The organism is Streptomyces sp. NBC_01176 (genome assembly GCF_045039825.1).
Lineage (GTDB): Bacteria > Actinomycetota > Actinomycetes > Streptomycetales > Streptomycetaceae > Streptomyces.
This window is the reverse complement of the sequence record NZ_CP108601.1, coordinates 297938-313802: the sequence shown is the minus strand read 5'-3', so window position 1 is coordinate 313802 and position 15865 is coordinate 297938. Positions and strand designations below refer to the sequence as shown.

The window sequence follows — 15865 nt, the reverse complement described above, 5'->3', positions numbered from 1 at the left end:
CGCAGCCTGATCAAGATCAGGCCACTCCATCCCGGTGAGGAACTTCAGCAGGTTGCCCAACGGCGACCCAGGCGACAAATCCACTTCTGCCTACCGTCGGCCCTTGCTCTCGATTTCGTGAACGGCGTGGTCCTGGGCTCCGGAAAAGCTCCGGCCCGAGGTCAGGGTCTTCGTGGCCGCGCCCAGCATCGCCGCGGCCAGTGCCGACACCGCGTCCCGCAGTTCGCTGTGCGGCGGGACGTACTGCTTGGCGAAGACGGTGCCCAGTTGTCCGACGCCCCACGGGGGGTTGCCGGCGTCCCACGAGGTCTCGTCGGCGTAGCCGTGGGAAAGGCGCTCGAGGATCTGGCTGATCCGGTCGGTGACGTCACCGCCGCGCACCACGGAGTCGGGCTCGGCGGCGAAAACCCGGTCGTCAGCCATGCGAGCCTCCCCGGCGGTGGGCGGCCGGGGCGACCTTGTCCGCCTCCGGGCGGGCGGTCGCGCCGGCCGCGTCCAGCAGCCGGTCCAGGTCGAACTCCTCCGGATCGGCGCCCACGATGCCGGAGCCGATGCCGGAGACGGAGCCGAACAGGGACGTCGCCCTCGACAGCACGTCCTGGCGGGCCTGCATGAGGGCGTCGAGCACGCTGGCGGCGAGCTTCTGACCCGGCATCGTCTGGTGCTTGTTGTTGAGGAAGCGCAGTGCCGTCACCTCGCCCTGGGCACCGACCGTCACCTCCACGGCGCGGTCCTTCGACCGCACCGTCGCCGACAGGGACGCCATCTCCCCCCGCACCCGGGCCAGGGCCTCGCGGTGCTGGGTGAACTCGGACAACGCCTGCTGGATGTGCTGCTCGAACGTTTCTTTCACGGTTCCTCCTCACAGGGGGGTGCAGTACGGGGTGGGGACGACGAAGGGGGAGCGGAGGTGACGGAGATGGCCGATGCGCCCCGGTCACAGTCACCGTCCGATCGAGGCAGGCAGACCGCCTTCTTCGGTGCCCCAGACGTCACCGCCGTCGTCCGGCCGGCCGGATCCGCTCTGCGTGGACGGGCGGACGTAGCCGGCTCCCTGATCCCGTCGCGGTCGACTGAGGAGTTCCTCGGAGTCCTCCTCCTCTTCCTCGTAGAGGTCGGGGTCCGGGTCCGCCTGGGATCCCGGACGACCCACCTGTTGGGTGTGGAAGAAGGCGCCGTCGGACTCGTCGTCGCCGTAGACCTCGCGGATCCGTTCCTGTTCCTTGTTCTGCTGGCCCTGGCCCATGCGGCCCATTCCGGACATCATCATCATCGGTGAGAGCAGACCCGACAGGCCGGGGTCGGCGCCCTGGCCGGCCGCCGCCGTCGCGGCCTGGCCCGCTCCCCCTCCCAGCCCGCCGAGGGCCTGGGCCTGCCCGGGGTCGGCCGACCCGTCGGTGGCTCCGGCCTGCCCGTCGAGGAGGCCGGCCGTGTCGGGGCTCGGCAGGGTCTGGAACTGTCCGCCGGGACCGCTGACGGTGCTGCTGCCGTCGGGGAAGGACGTGGTGGTGAAACCGTCCGCCCCCGTGGTGGCGGTGGTGCCGCTGGGGTAGTGCACGGTCGTGGCGCCGTCCGGGGTCAGAGTGGTGAGGGTGCCGGGGCCACCGGAGATGGTGGGCAGGTCGGCCGGTTTGGGGAGCTGGGTGAGGGTGCCGTCCGGAAGGGTGGTGGCCGTTCCGTCGGAGGGGGTGAGAGCCGTTCCGTCCGGGTTGGTCGTGGTGACCGTGCCGTCCGGGTGCAGGGTGTAGGTGCCCCCGCCGGGCAGGGTCGTGGTGACCGAGCCGTCGGGCCCGATGGTCGTGGTGGAACCGTCGGGGTTCACCAGGCTCTGGCCCGGGTCCAGGTGGGTGGATACGGTCTGGCCGTCGGGTGTGAGCGTGGTGACCGTGCCCGTCTCGGGGTCGACGGTCGCGGTGCTGCCGTCGGGGAAGCTGGTACTTACCGTGCCGTCGGGGTTCTGGGTGGTGACGCTGCCGTCGGGGTTGGTGAAGTGGGTCTGTCCGTCGGGTCCGACGGTCTCGGTCAGGCCGTTGGGGAACTGCGTCGTCGACGTACCGTCCGGGTTCGTCGTCGTCACGCTGCCGTCCGGGTGGGACGTGTACGACGAACCGTCCGTCAGGTGGGTGGTCACCCCGCCGTCCGGGCTCAGCGACATCGTCGAGCCGTCCGGGTTGGTCAGCACTTGCCCGGGTTGCAGGGTGCTCGTCGTCGTCACGCCGTCGTCCGTCGTGGTCGTCACGGTTCCGTCCGGGCCGACCGCCACGGAGCTGCCGTCCGGGAAATGAGTGACGAGGCCGCCGCCGGCGGTGGCCGCGGTGGTGCTGCCGTCGGAGTTGGTCTTGACCGGCCCGGTCGTGCCCGTGACCGGGCTCAGGTCGGTGAGGGACGGGATCGACAGGGGCGTTCCGGTCTCGCTCGTCGACGAGACGGCCGCGTCGGGGCTGGTGGGTCCTGAGGTGCCGAGCGTGGCCGGCGAGGAGAGCAGGGTCGACAGATCGGGCACGGCGGGGACGCCGGCCGTCGAGGGCGTGCCCGCCGAGATGTCCGTGGCCGAGGGCACACCCGCCGAGAGATCGGCCGCGGACGGCGTACCCGCCGAAAGATCCGTGGTCGAAGGCACACCCGCCGAGAGATCGGCCGTCGACGGCGTACCCGCCGAAAGATCCGTGGCCGAGGGGAAGCCGTTGAGCAGGGAGTGCGGGTCCGCTCCGTTCGCGGCGAGCGTGGCCGGCGTGCCGGTGGCCGAGTCCGTGCCGAAGGCCTGTGGGCCACCGACCGTGGGCAGGCCGCTCACGAAGGCCGACGAGCTCGGCGTAGCCGTGTCCGTGAGGCCGTCCGTCGAGGAGGACGGGGTGCCGACGTCGGTGGCGCCGACCTGGAAGGTCTGTCCTGCCAGGGGGTCGCCCGACGAGTAGGTGCTCCCCACGGGGGAGCCTTCGCTCGTCAGACCGGTGACGCCCTTCGTGAACTTGCCGATTTGCCCCTCGGCCAGCTTCTGGGCGTCCTCCTGCTGTTGCTGCGCCTCCTTCGCGGCCTCGTCGGCCTGCCGCTGCGCGTCCTCCTGCGCCTTCTCCGCCTGTTCCTTCGCCAGCCTGTCGGCGAGGCTGACGGAGGGGATGTCCTCGAAGGCGAAGCGGGTGTCACGACCGGAGTCGAGGACCTGGGTCCACTTGACGCCGAGATCGGTGGCGGTCCGGTGTGCCGGTTCGTCCAGGTTCGCCTGGAGATTGTTCGTCCACCGGTTGATCGCCTCCTGGGCGAGGCCCGACCACGTGCTCTGGTCCTTCAGATTGCCCCAGGCGGTGTTGGCAGAGAAGCCGGCCCTGGGCTGCCAGACGGTGACCGTCTGTGACGAGGTGTTCGAGGTGTACCTCGTCGTCGTATACGCCACGTTCGGATGGTTGTACTGCCTGATGAACCACTGGACGTCCCACATCAGCTCGTCGAGGATGCTCGTCGGCTCGGCCGGCGGGACGTGCGACCTGGTGTTGCCGTCCACCGAGGTGACGCTGACGCCGCGCCCCCGGCGCCAGTAGAAGTCGTCGAGCTGCCTGCTCAGGTCCGTGTACGCACGGTGGAGGTCGTTCTGGGCCCCGATCAGGTTGTCGCCGTGCAGCGTCCAGGCCTGGGTGCCCGTGACCACCGAGGTGTTCTCGGGCGTGAAGCCCGGCGGCCTCAGCTGGGTCGTGTAGTGGTCGTACTTGTTGTGCAGGTCGTCGATCAGGTCGCGGAACACGTCCGCGGCGGTGCCCTTCCACGCCGCGTTGTCGGCTCCGAGGGCGTCGAGCCAGTTCTTCAGGACCGCCGTGCGGTTGCGGAAGAACTCGCCGGCCCGGTCGAAGGAGTACGCCGCCTTGTTGAAGGAGCGCAGGTCGACACCGTCCGTGAGACCGGGATCCCCGCCGTAGGCGGACGGCTCACCGGACGACTGGAACTGGTTGACCAGACGGTTCAGCGCCTCCCTGCTGCGCTCCCAGTACGTCGTACCCTTCGCCAGATCGCCCGGGTAGCTGATCTGCGCGGTGTACATGTCCACGGATTTGCCGTGCTGCACGAAGTACTGGAAGGTCGCCCCGTATCCGGGATCGAGCCGGATCTGCGGGGTCGTGCTCCGTTGCTTCTCCTTCTTGATCTTGACGTTGATCCAAGGGGTGCCGCTGTCCCCCTTGACGCCGGTCACCTCCGAGCGCCCGGGCAGTGTCCAGCCCGTGAGCAGCTTGATGATGTCTTCCCAGTTGTCGACGGCCATGGGATCAGCCCGAGCTGGTGGAACTGCTCGACGAGTACGTACCGCCGGACATGTCCGCGTCGTAGCCCCTGATGGCCGACAGGAACTTCTGCCCGTCCACCTGCTGCAGGGTCTCCCCCTGCGTCTTGAGCATGGTGTCGACCACGTCGTCGAGCTGCCGTCGCAGATCGCGGAAGGCGGTGAGGTGACGGTTGAGCACCGAGTCGATCGCCTTCGCCGACTGGATGGTGTGGCTCACCAGGCTCTTGCCCGCGGTGTCCGAGTCGCCGGCCATCGGACCGATGAAGAAAGGCCCGTTGGGGGCGTTGGAGATGTCGTACAGGGACTGCCCCTCCTGGTCGGAGGTGCGCAGCCTGGCGATTTCGTCCCCCGCCTCACGTACGTCCGTCTCGGCGAACGTACGGAGGGAGGGAGCGTCCAGCTTGGTCAGATCCGGCATTGCCTTCCCCTACGACTGACTACGACGGCGGCACACGCTGCTGAGGCGAGTTCCCTGACGCGGGATCACCTCGGGGGCGCGGTGGGACGGGCGGACGGTGGGCGCCGTCAGAACCTGATCTCCTCGAAGCCCTGCGCGTTGCGGTTCACGGTCTTCGTGTACATGTCGCTGATGTTGTCGAGGGTCTGAGCGTGTCGCTGGAGGATGGTCGACAGCGCCTGGACCTCGGAGTTCCAGGTGGGCTGGACCTTGCCGTAGTAGATGTCGCGGTCGGGGCCGAGCCAGTTGCCGACGATACCGGCGAGCTCGCCCTCGAGCTGGTGTACCACGCCGCTGATACGTGTCGTCTGGTGCATCATCTCCTCGGCGAAGGTCAGTGCCTGGCCGTGGTCGATGTAGATGCCGTCTTCGGCGCCCATGGTGTTCTCCTTGGTCGGGGGTGGAACGGAGGGGAGCGGTGTGGGTCAGGCGCCGTGCATGGCGTTGTAGGTGCCGTTCTCGACGTCGGATCCGAACGCCGTCAGGTGTCCGTCGCCGTCGACGATGGTTTGATGGGCGCCGGCCTGCGCGCTGTTGGAGGACTGCATGCTGTTGCCCAGCTGGTTCTCCATGGCCTCGCAGGTGTGCTTGATGCGGTCCACCTCGTTCAGCCAGGTGTCCATGACCCGCGCATAGGCGCGGCCGTCCTCGCCCTGGTAGTGCGCTTGGAGGGTCGCCTTCGCCTGCTGGACGTCGCCCTGGATCAGCGTCATCTGGCTCCTGGCGCTCTCCAGGCTGGAGATGGCGTGACCGTAGGTGGCGGTGGAGGATTCCTGCAGGCGTCCGTTGGCAGGGGGAGTGCTCATCGTGTCGTTGCCTTCCGATCCATCGGCGAATCGAGCGGGGCACGTCGTTGCCATGGCGGAGTTTCGCCGTGGGACGTGCAACATCTGTGCGCGTGTCCGGCTGCGGCCGACTACGTGTGCGTATGTCAGGCTGCTGCAGCCGACACATCGAACGGGCCGTCAGAATCGGACGGTGGAGTCACCGCAATGATAAACATGCGACGGCGGGGCCGACAAGTGACGCCCAGTCATGTGTGTGAAGTATGCCGCGATGCGTGCTCGACATGTACCTACGAGTTGTCAAGTCACCTGCAGAGAGTGACCAGTTGCCCGTGAGTCATCGAACCGGTCACACGTATCAGGACGTTGCGTGTCCTCCCGCGCATCTGCTCCCGCCGGCGGCATCGCTGCGGCCCGCCCGGGCCCCCTCCGGGGACAGGTCGGGCCCCGTCGGCAGCATGTCGAGCAGCGGGGAGGGCAGCTTGTGGGCCCGCTTCACGTCGTAGCCGAGCGCCGTCGCGGCGTCCGCGGAGGCGATGCGGTACTTCCGACCGGTGTCGGTCACCAGGTAAGTGGTGTCGCCCATGCTCGAGCCCGTGCTGCTCAGTGCCCGTACCAGGGCGCCGCCCGAGGCGGGCACCGACACGGCGTCCACCGCCAGGCAGGCCGGGACCAGGGCCCGGCCGGGAGCGGTGGCCCCGGCGGCGACGGCCGAGGAGTCCACGGCGACCAGCGCGACACCGGTGCCCGCGTCCCCCTGCGGGGTCAGCCGCGCACACAGGTTCCGGTCGTCCCGGCTCGGGGCGAGGACCGGCGGCGCGGCGGGGATCACGGAGCCCGACCGCTGCACGCCGGCCGCCTCTCCATGGGAACCCTTCGGCGCCAGCATGCGGTCGAGGGTGTTCGGGGACAGGGCCAGAGCCTGCGGGGCCTTCCCTCCGTAGGCCTTCTCCCGGGTGCTGGACGCGCCCAGGAGCAGTGCTGCCTGGGTGGTGGTGACGGGGGTCAGGCCCGAGCGCAGGAGCAGGTAGTACTGCTGGGCGGAACCGGGCGTGCGAACGACGAAGACCTGGCCGATCCGCGTGGCGGTGCCGTCCACGTCCGGGCCCGCCCCGCCCTGGCCCGCCACCCGGGGTGCGGCCAGGTCGGCGCCCGCCGGCACCGCGTCCAGGAAGGCGGCGGACACCGGCAGGGGGTCCGCCGCCCCGTAGCCGAGGGCCGCGGCCGCGGCCTGCCCGGCCGCCAGCCGGAAGCGGGTACCGTGCCACGCCAGGAACAGGCCGCCCTTGTCGTCGCGTACGAGCACGCCGTCCGCCACCGCGTCGCCGGGCAGGCGGGAGTCGACCACCAGCGTGGTGGTCCCCGCGCGTTCGCCGGAGTCGGTCGACCGCGTTCCCGCGCACACCTCCCAGGCTCCGGAGCCGGGCGGGCCGGCGTCGGGCAGGTCATCGGGGGCGCCCTCGATGCCGACCGGATCACCGTGCGGCGTGCCCCGCAGAGAGGCCGCGGAGACCGTGTCGGTCTTCAGGTCCGCGCCGACCAGCAGGCGCGCCGAGGCGTAGTTGCGCACGGGGCGCAGCCGGGCGCCGTCGAACACGTAGCGGGCACCGGTGCCCTCCTCCACCACCAGGGTGTGGCCATCGCGCCAGCCGGTGGCGCCGCCGGGGCTGATGAGTCCGTAGACCAGGAAGCCGATGGCGAGCACGGCCGCGAAGACGGCGCCGAAGGCGACGCCCCTGTCGGTGCGGCGGGTGGACGGTTCGGGGGCGTCGGGGTCGGCGCGCAGCAGGCCGCTGGTCAGCCGGGAGACGACGAAACGGTGTGCCTGGACCTGGTCCCGCCGGTTCTGCATGACGTATCTCCTCGTTCGCCGGTCAGCCGTTGGCCGAGCGCAGCATCTGGTACACGCCAAGGCTCCACAGCACGGCGGGCAGCAGCGCGAAGGCCGTCACGGACTGCAGCAGGTCTCCGGCCCGGCCCCAGTGGGGCAGCATGCGGCGGCCGGGAACGATCCAGGAGGCCACGGCCAGGCCCGCGGTGCACAGCAGCAGGGCGGCCGCAACCGCCAGGCGCACACCGCCGCCGCCGTGGGCGGCCAGCCAGGCCGCCGCCAGCAGGGGGCCGAGCAGGGCCGGTACGGTCAGCGCCAGCCTTTGCCAGGCCGTGCCCAGGCTGCGTCCGTGCAGGAACAGCAGCAGCGCCAGCAGGACGCAGGTGGCCAGCTGGGGCGGCTCCGGGCGGCGGGCCAGACCGGCCATGGAGGCAGCGCACACGGCGCCCGCGGCCAGGTAGAAGCCACTCATCCAGCGGTCGGTGGCCGCGGCGCGGCGGGCGAGGTCCTCGCCCGCGTGCGGTTCGATCCCTTCCTGGAGCTGCTCGGGGGTGGTGGGCAGCGGCGGCAGCCGCAGACCGGCCAGGGAGAAGGACAGCCGCGGCACGAACGCCCCGAAGACGACGGCGGCCACCGCGACGACGCCGGCCGCGGCGGAGAAGGGCACGTCCAGGGCGATCATCAGCACGCCGCCCAGGACGCCGGCGACGCACACCACGATGGCGGAGGCGAAGACGACGACTGGGGCGGAGACCACAGACAGGGCCAGGGCAGCGCCGATTCCGGCCGCCGCCGAGCCCGCCAGCAGATGCGCGCCGGCCCGGGCCGGGTCCCCGGGGGCGGTCCACGGGTCGCCGGTCAGCAGGACGCCGGCCAACCCCAGCAGGGGGCCGGCGCCCAGGCCCAGCACCACTGCGCCGGGTGTGTCCTCCATCACCCTGGCCGCCGCCCCCGCGCCGGCCAGGGCCAGCAGCGCCGCGCCGGCCGCCAGCGCGGCCCGCGACAGCGGGTCGCCCGGCAGTGCCAGAACCACGAGGCAGGCCAGGAGGGCGGCGGCGGTCATCAGCCGCAGGGTCCAGCGGCCGGTCTCCGGAGTCCAGGCGTGGGGCAGGTCGCGAACCGTGCCGGCGACGGCGTCGACCAGGTTGTCGTGGCGCACCGGAGGCAGTGCCTCGGCCTCCGGGCGCAGCAGCAGTACTTCGCCGTCGCGCAGGTCGTGGGCGTCGAGGGTCAGTTCACCGTCCAGCGGTTCACCGCCGATGCGCTGCAGCACCCAGCCGCTGTGCTCCAGCCCGGCTTCCTCCAGCTGTTCGCCGGCCTGTGCGACGACGACCGGGAGCAGGTCGGCGAGCGGGATGTCGGCGGGTACGGCCAAGTCGAGGATCTTCTCCGGGGCCCGTATGGTCACCCGGCACACGCCCGTCGTTGATCCTTCACTCATATGTGTTCACACCTCTTCGGTGGCGGGTGCCGCTCGGGGGCCGATGGAGGTCCCCTGGACCGGAGCCTGTCGGGGGTCCTCGGGGGAGAGCCGGTCGCCGGAACCGGCAACCGGCGTGGCGGAGAACCGGCATGCGGCGAACCGCTGTTGGCGACCTCGGTGGTGCCCGATAGTCTCACAGGTGTCGCCGTACGGCGCCAGGGCCCCACATGTTGCCCAGCACACCGCCGTCCGCGCGCCTTCCGTTTGCGCACACGCGACACACACCCTGCGAGCGGACCCCGTGGCTTCGAGCTTCGCATCCCGTTGAGAAGGACGTCTTCCGTTGAGCGTGGTTTTCTTCCGCAGGCCGGCCCGGCGCCGGGGGCCCGAGATGCCCGAGGGCGAGATGGTGCTCCAGGAGCCGCCGGTGCTGTCCGAACGGGTACCGGACGGCGGCGCCGGCCTGATGACCTATCTGCCGATGGCCATGATGTCGGGTGCCATGGTGCTGCTGTACGCGCGTCCCGGCCAGTCCTCCGGTCCGATGACGTACGTGGTGGTCGGCGTGATGGCGCTGGCGATGGTCTTCATGCTGCTCGGGCAGCTGATGCGCGGCGGCACGGAGCGCCGGCAGAAGCTCAAGGGGGCCCGCCGGGACTACCTGCGCTACCTCGGCGGCGCCCGCCGCAAGGTCAGGGCGGCGGTGACCGAGCAGCAGAGCGCCCTGGCGTGGCGGCATCCGAAACCCACCGCCCTGTGGGCGCTGGCGCGCACCACGCGGCTGTGGGAGCGCCGTCCGTCCGACCAGGACTTCGGCGAGGTGCGGCTCGCGGTGGGCGAGCAGCGCCTGGGCATGCGGCTGACGACCAATGCCACCAAGCCGGTGGAGGACCTCGACCCGCTGACCGCGCACGCCCTGCGCGCCTTCGTCAACGCGTACTCCACCGTCCCCGGACAGCCCATCGCCATCTTCCTTCCGGCGTGGGCGCGGGTGCTGCTGCGCGGTGAACGGGAAGAGGTGCTCGGCGTCGCGCGGGCCCTGCTCGGCCAGCTGGCGGTCGCGCACTCCCCGCAGGAGCTGGTGATCGTCTTCTGCGTCTCCGCCGAACGGTCCGGGGAATGGGACTGGGCGAAGTGGCTGCCGCACACCCACCACCCGGTGGAGACGGACGGGGCGGGCCCGGTCCGTCTGTTCGTCTCCGCCGCCGGCGAACTGGAGGCGCTGCTCGGCGAGGACTTCGCCGACCGGCCGCCGTTCGAGGCGGGCGCCACGGCGAGCCAGGACGAGCCGTACACGGTGATCGTGGTGGACGGCGGACAGATGCCCTCCGGCCACCCGCTGGCCCGTGCGGGTTTCCGCAACACCGTGGTACTCGACCTGTCGGGCGACCTGCCGTGGCGGCCGGGCCGCACCACGCTGCGCCTGCACGTCGAGGAGGGCGAGGTGCGGCTGGTGCGCACCGGCCGCAGCCGCAAGGATTCGATGACCGCGTTGGGCCGCGCCGACCGGCTGGGATCGGTCTCCGCGCGGGCACTGGCCGCGGTGCTGGCCCCGATGCGCAGCGGCGTCACCGCGGAGACGGCCCAGCCGCTCGCCACCGACGTGGAGCTGACCACCCTGCTCGGCATCCCCGACCTGTACCGGCACGACCCGAAGACCTACTGGGAGCGGCGCGGCACCTCCGCGGGGCGCCGGCTACGGGTGCCCATCGCGGTCGGCGGCGACGGACGCGCCGTCGAGCTGGACATCAAGGAGTCCGCGGAGGGCGGCATGGGCCCCCACGGCATGCTCATCGGCGCCACCGGCTCCGGCAAGAGCGAGCTGCTGCGCACGCTGGTGCTGGCGCTGGCGCTCGGCCACTCCTCGGAGTCCCTGAACTTCGTGCTGGTCGACTTCAAGGGCGGCGCGACCTTCCTCGGCCTGGACCAGCTGCCGCACACCTCCGCGGTCATCACCAACCTGGCGGAGGAGGCGGCGCTGGTCTCCCGCATGCAGGACGCCCTGCACGGAGAGCTGATCCGCCGCCAGGAGCTGCTGCGCGCGGCCGGCAACTACACGTCCGCGCTGGAGTACGAGAAGGCGCGCGCCGCGGGCACCCCGCTGGCGCCGCTGCCCAGCCTGTTCGTGGTGGTCGACGAGTTCAGCGAACTGCTCTCCGCGCACCGCGAGTTCATGGAGCTGTTCGTGATGATCGGCCGACTCGGCCGCTCGCTGGGCGTCCACCTGCTGCTGGCCTCGCAGCGCCTGGACGAGGGCCGTATGCACCAGCTGGAGAGCCACCTGTCGTACCGGATCGGCCTGCGCACGTTCTCGGCGATGGAGAGCCGTGGCGTGCTCGGTGTGCCGGACGCCTACGAGCTGCCCTCGCAGCCCGGCGCCGGGTTCCTCAAGAGCGGCACCGAGCCGCTGACCAGATTCCGCGCGGCGTACGTCTCCGGCGGATACCGCGAGCGGTCCGGCGCCCTCGTCCAGGAGCGGGTCGCCAGCCAGGTGGTGGCCTGGAGCGGGGAGCGGGTGGCCGAGCGCGAGCTGCCGCCGGCCGCCGGGAAGCAGCCGCCCGGCGAGGGCGGGGAAAACGAGGAGGACACGCCGTCGCTGCTGTCGGTCGCGCTGGAGCGGCTGCGGGACTCCGGGCCGCCGGCGCACCAGGTGTGGCTGCCACCGCTGACCCAGTCGCCGACCCTGGACCGGCTGCTGCCGCCGCTGTCGCCGGACCCGGCATACGGCCTGACGACCGCGGACTGGGCCGGGCGCGGCGCGCTTCGGGTGCCCGTGGGGGTCGTCGACCGGCCCTTCGAGCAGAAACGCGACCTGCTGACGGTGGACCTGTCCGGCGCGGGCGGGCACGTCGGCATCGCGGGTGGCCCGCAGAGCGGCAAGTCCACCCTCGTGCGCACGTTCGTCACGGCGCTGGCGCTCACCCATACACCGCGCGAGGTTCAGTTCTACTGCCTGGACTTCGGCGGCGGCACCCTGTCCGGACTGACCGGGCTGCCGCACGTGGGCTCGGTCGCGACCCGTCTGGACACCGAGCGGGTGGGCCGCACCCTCGCGGAGATCACCTCGCTGCTGGCCCGGCGCGAACGCATGTTCCTGGAGCACGGCATCGACTCCATGGCCACGCTGCGCCGCCGCCGGGCGGCCGGCGAGTTCCCCGAGGAGGCGTACGGCGACGTGTTCCTCGTCGTCGACGGCTGGTCGACCGTCCGGCAGGACTTCCAGGACGACATCCCCGCGCTGAGCCAGATCGCCGCACGCGGGCTGAACTACGGCATCCACCTGGTGATCACGGCCGCGCGCTGGGTGGAGCTGGTCGCCGCGATCCGCGACCAGGCCGGCACCAAGCTGGAACTGCGCATGGGCGACGCGATGGACTCCGTGGTCGACATCCGCAAGGCGGGCAGCGTGCCCCGCTCCCCGGGACGCGGCCTGACCGTCGAGGGCAAGCTGCACTACCTGGCGGCGCTGCCTCGGATCGACGGGGCGGAACGCGCCGACGACCTGGCCGACGGCGTGAGCGATCTGGTGGCGGCGGTCACCGAGAGCTGGCCGGGGCCGGGTGCGCCGGCGGTGCGGATGCTGCCGACCAGGCTGGACGCGCACGAGCTGCCGCCCGTCGCACCCGAGCGCCGCTTCCGTTTCCCGCTCGGCCTGGAGGAGACCGAACTGGGCACCGCCTGGCACGACTTCTCCGAGACGCCGCACCTGGTGCTGTTCGGTGACAGCGAGACCGGCAAGACCAACCTCCTGCGGCTGATGGCCCAACACATCGTGCGGACGTTCACCCCGGCCGAGGCGCGGATCCTGGTCGTCGACTACCGCCGCCAACTGGTGGAGGCCGTGCCCGAGGAGTACCGGCTGGGCCACGCCGTCTCGGTGGACCAGCTGCGCAAGCAGGTGACCGGTGTGGGGCGGGCACTGGCGGAACGCACGCCGGGGCAGGACATCTCACCCGCCCGGATGCGGCTGGCCGACTGGTGGACGGGGCCCCGGCTGTTCGTCCTGGTGGACGACTACGACCTGGTCGCCCAGCCGATGCAGACTCCGCTCGAACCGCTTCTGGAGCACCTGCCGCTGGGCTACGAGGTCGGCGTGCACGTGATCGTCGCCCGGGCCGCCGCGGGCGCCATGCGCGGCGTCAACGACCCGCTGGTGCGGCGCGTCCTGGAGGTCAACTCGCCGGGGCTGCTGCTGTCGTGCCCGCCGTCGGAGGGCCACGTCTTCGGCGTCAAGCCCCGTGTCCTGCCGCCGGGGCGGGGCCTGTACGTCACCCGCCGCCGGACCACCCAGATACAGACGGCGGTCGCGGACCCCGAGGGGACACCGGGCCCGGATGCGGCCTGATCGTGGCCCGACCGGCCGGGCGGGGTACGGGCGGGGACCGGGGCCGTGTGAGGTCCAGGCGGTTGCATCTGTACGGCCGGTTCGAGCCGGAATGGACAGCCGCCTCGGTCCGGACCTGTCCCTGCGGCCGACGGTGCCCGGTCCGTGCATCCCGCGGGAACGGGCAACCGGGGCCCTGGCCCGACCCCCGGACTCGGGCCCTGGCCGGGGACACGGTGAAGGCGACGTGGCCCGGGACAGTTCGAAGCGTCCCGGACCACGTCGTAGGCCGCGGCGGCAGGGTCGTGGAAGAGCCACAGGGCCGGCGGACGACGGGTCCGTCGTGGAGTGACCGCGCCGCCTCCAGCGACGCGACCGCAGTCCCAAGTAGTTACTCGGCGCCACTCCCCACCGGTGGTAGCTGTACGCGCACGGTGCCGGAACCAGTCGGACCATGTGGGGTACGGGCGGGGTTCAGGCACGGACCGGCCGGAGCCTGGTCCACGGCAGCCCCGGTCCGCGCCACGTCCGGCTCCCGTCCGCGCCGCGCCCGACGGCGGCCCGGACCGCACTCGGTGCCCGCCCGGGCCGGTCCGCCCGCATTCCGGCCCATGCCGTCCTGCGGCACCGGGTTGTGTCCGTCACGGCGGCGGGCCCTGTCGGCGGATCGTCAGGCGTGCTCACCCCTGCGGGCGTGGGCCCGGTGGCGCAGTGCCGCCGTCGCCGCCAGGGCCAGGGCCAGGGCGGCGCACGCGGCGGTCAGCGCGCCGGCGCGGCGGACCGTCCCGCCGTCGCCGACGACCGCGAGCACGCGGAACCCGGTGGCCGCCGACGGCTCGGTGACCGGGCCGGAGGACAGGACGCCGGTGAGCGCGCCGTTGACGTCCAGACGCGGGACGTCGGCGGGGTAACCGGTGCGTTCCAGCCGGTCGGCGGTCTGCGCGGCGGTCAGGTCCGGGTGATAGGCCCGTACGAGGGCGGCGGCGCCTGCCACGTAGGCGGCGGCGAAAGAGGCTCCGCTGCCGACGAAGTGGCCGTGGCCGGACGGTCCGATGCCGCTCACCAGGTCGCCGGGCGCCGCCAGGTCCGGCTCGGCCGGTTCGAGCGCGCCGTCGGGGCGTTTGCCGTCGGCGCCGAAGTCCACCACCGACACCACAGCCGGCGCGGCGGCCGGCCAGAACCGCGTGGGGGAAGCCGTCTCGTCCTGGATGGAGGAGGTGTCGTCCGGCACGGCGGGGGCGACCAGCAGTACGTCGTGCGCGCCTGCGTAGCGTACGGCGGAGGCAAGCGAGGAGTCGCTGTGCGCCAGCGCCGCCGACACCGTCACGACCCGGCACCCGGCGTCCACCGCCACCCTGATCCCGCGCGCTACCGTCTTCGCGTCGGCGTTCCCGGTCGCGTCGGTGCCGCGTGCGGCAAAGATCCGCGCGCCCGGCGCCACACCGGCGAATCCCACGCCCGAGCGCGGCGCGGCGGCGATGAGCCCGGCCACGAAAGTGCCGTGCCCCACGCAGTCCGAGCCCGCGCCCGGCTGGACCGTGACACGGCCGGACAGCGCTGCCGCCTTCGCCGAGACACCCGTGTCCACCACACCGACCATGACGCCCCCGCCCTCGGTCAGCAAGCCCGCCTCGGCGAGCCCGAGCACCCGCTGGGCCCAGGGCACCTGGGTCATGACGGTGGCGGATCCCTTGGTGCAGGTCGTCGTCGTGGCGTCGAGGCGGGCGGGGATGCCCGGCAGCCTCAGCGCGCTCGCCGAGGGCGACGGCGAGGCCGTGGGCGCGGTGGGTGCGGCGGTTGCCGGACCCGCGGCCGTGCACAGCAGCAACACCGCAGTGGCGGCGGATGCTGCCACGCCGGTGCGGATGCCGCCGCACGCGAGCGGAGGTCGTGTCCGTGTCCGTGTACGTGGGAGAAACCTGGGAGTCACAAAGCCTCCGTCGCCTTCGCCGTCAACTGCCGGAAGATGACACGTATCGTAGCCGTGCGCGGGTGTCATGCCGGATGCGCGCCCGTCGGTCAGGTGTGCACACGCGGATCGCCCGGAAGACAGCCGGTCGCGCCGAAGGCGGGCTTCGGCCTCGGCCGGCTCCGGCCCCGTGCGCCTCCGTTCACACCTCAGCCGGCACTGACCGCACTTACACGGCAAACCGCCTGCGAGACGTAGGCGGAGCTGCGCACGCTCATGCGTTCCGGTCAGTCAAACGACGGATGTGCCAGCCCTTCCCCCGGGGCAGTCTCGGCCGAACAAGACTCGGCAGACCGTTCATGAGGTGAGTGACCATGACCAGACCCAGCTACCCTCGTCAGCTCCGACCCGTCGGTGACCTGTGGGACTGGCAGCGTCACGCTGCCTGCCGGGGCATGGACAGCTCGATCTTCTACTCGCCGGCGAACGAGCGCGGACGCCCTCGCCGGGAGCGCGAGGAGCGGGCGCGCCGAGTGTGCGCCGAGTGTCCGGTCAGGGAGCAGTGCGCGGGCATGGCGCTCGCGGCGAGTGAGCACTACGGCGTGTGGGGCGGGTTGTCGGAAGCCGACCGCAACCGGCCGGAAAGCGGTGACCTGCCGGCAGCCTCGTGAGCCTGCCAGGTCCTCACGGACCGTTCCGCCGGCTGTTGTGTACCTCGTCCACGCTGCCCAGCGCGGACACGATGTCGAATCGACGGGCCGATCTGCGCGGCCACCGCGCCCGTCCCCCTAGGATGGAACCGAAGAGGTCACTCTCACCAAGGCGGCGAAAACGTGCGAACGACGTGCCGCCTCAGGGTTCGCCAC

11 protein-coding genes are annotated in these 15865 nt (G+C 72.0%); 2 read left to right on the top strand and 9 right to left on the bottom strand.

The window, feature by feature from the left end; all coding sequences use genetic code 11:
* Positions 1 to 90 precede the first annotated feature (90 nt).
* The 8 genes from OG199_RS44905 to eccD form a co-directional block, all read right to left on the bottom strand.
* Positions 91 to 423, bottom strand: a complete 333-nt coding sequence (locus OG199_RS44905; protein ID WP_331728271.1) for a hypothetical protein — start codon at positions 421 to 423, stop codon at positions 91 to 93.
* Positions 416 to 853 carry a YbaB/EbfC family nucleoid-associated protein gene (locus tag OG199_RS44900; RefSeq protein WP_331728268.1) on the bottom strand — a complete coding sequence of 146 codons (438 nt, stop codon included), beginning with the start codon at positions 851 to 853 and terminating at the stop codon, positions 416 to 418. The genes OG199_RS44905 and OG199_RS44900 overlap by 8 nt, the downstream gene beginning before the upstream one ends.
* 90 nt (positions 854 to 943) lie before the next feature.
* The gene (locus OG199_RS44895) at positions 944 to 4249 is read right to left on the bottom strand and encodes an AAWKG family protein (protein WP_331728266.1); all 3306 of its coding nucleotides are present in this window, start codon (positions 4247 to 4249) and stop codon (positions 944 to 946) included.
* Positions 4250 to 4253: 4 nt separating this feature from the next.
* Positions 4254 to 4688 carry a type VII secretion system-associated protein gene (locus OG199_RS44890; protein ID WP_331728264.1) on the bottom strand — a complete coding sequence of 145 codons (435 nt, stop codon included), beginning with the start codon at positions 4686 to 4688 and terminating at the stop codon, positions 4254 to 4256.
* Positions 4689 to 4795: 107 nt separating this feature from the next.
* Positions 4796 to 5107: a WXG100 family type VII secretion target gene (locus OG199_RS44885; RefSeq protein WP_331728262.1), complete on the bottom strand. Its 312-nt coding sequence runs from the start codon at positions 5105 to 5107 to the stop codon at positions 4796 to 4798.
* Positions 5108 to 5152: 45 nt separating this feature from the next.
* Positions 5153 to 5533: a hypothetical protein gene (locus tag OG199_RS44880; protein ID WP_331728260.1), complete on the bottom strand. Its 381-nt coding sequence runs from the start codon at positions 5531 to 5533 to the stop codon at positions 5153 to 5155.
* Positions 5534 to 5870: 337 nt separating this feature from the next.
* Positions 5871 to 7364 (bottom strand): type VII secretion protein EccB, encoded by a 1494-nt coding sequence (eccB, locus tag OG199_RS44875; protein WP_331728258.1) that lies wholly within the window; start codon positions 7362 to 7364, stop codon positions 5871 to 5873.
* Positions 7365 to 7386: 22 nt separating this feature from the next.
* A complete protein-coding gene (gene eccD, locus OG199_RS44870; RefSeq protein WP_331728256.1) occupies positions 7387 to 8784 on the bottom strand; it encodes a type VII secretion integral membrane protein EccD in 1398 nt (465 codons plus the stop codon).
* A gap of 331 nt (positions 8785 to 9115) precedes the next feature.
* Between eccD and eccCa the strand changes: the two genes are divergently transcribed.
* On the top strand, positions 9116 to 13111 hold the full coding sequence (eccCa, locus tag OG199_RS44865) for a type VII secretion protein EccCa (RefSeq protein ID WP_331728600.1): 3996 nt from the start codon (positions 9116 to 9118) through the stop codon (positions 13109 to 13111).
* 649 nt (positions 13112 to 13760) lie between these two features.
* Here the strand turns inward: eccCa and OG199_RS44860 are convergent.
* Complete coding sequence (locus OG199_RS44860; protein ID WP_331728254.1) at positions 13761 to 14945, bottom strand: S8 family serine peptidase; 1185 nt, start codon at positions 14943 to 14945, stop codon at positions 13761 to 13763.
* Positions 14946 to 15373: 428 nt separating this feature from the next.
* On the opposite strand from OG199_RS44860, the gene OG199_RS44855 reads away from it, so the two are divergent.
* Positions 15374 to 15670, top strand: a complete 297-nt coding sequence (locus tag OG199_RS44855; protein ID WP_331728252.1) for a WhiB family transcriptional regulator — start codon at positions 15374 to 15376, stop codon at positions 15668 to 15670.
* The last annotated feature ends 195 nt before the right edge of the window (positions 15671 to 15865 follow it).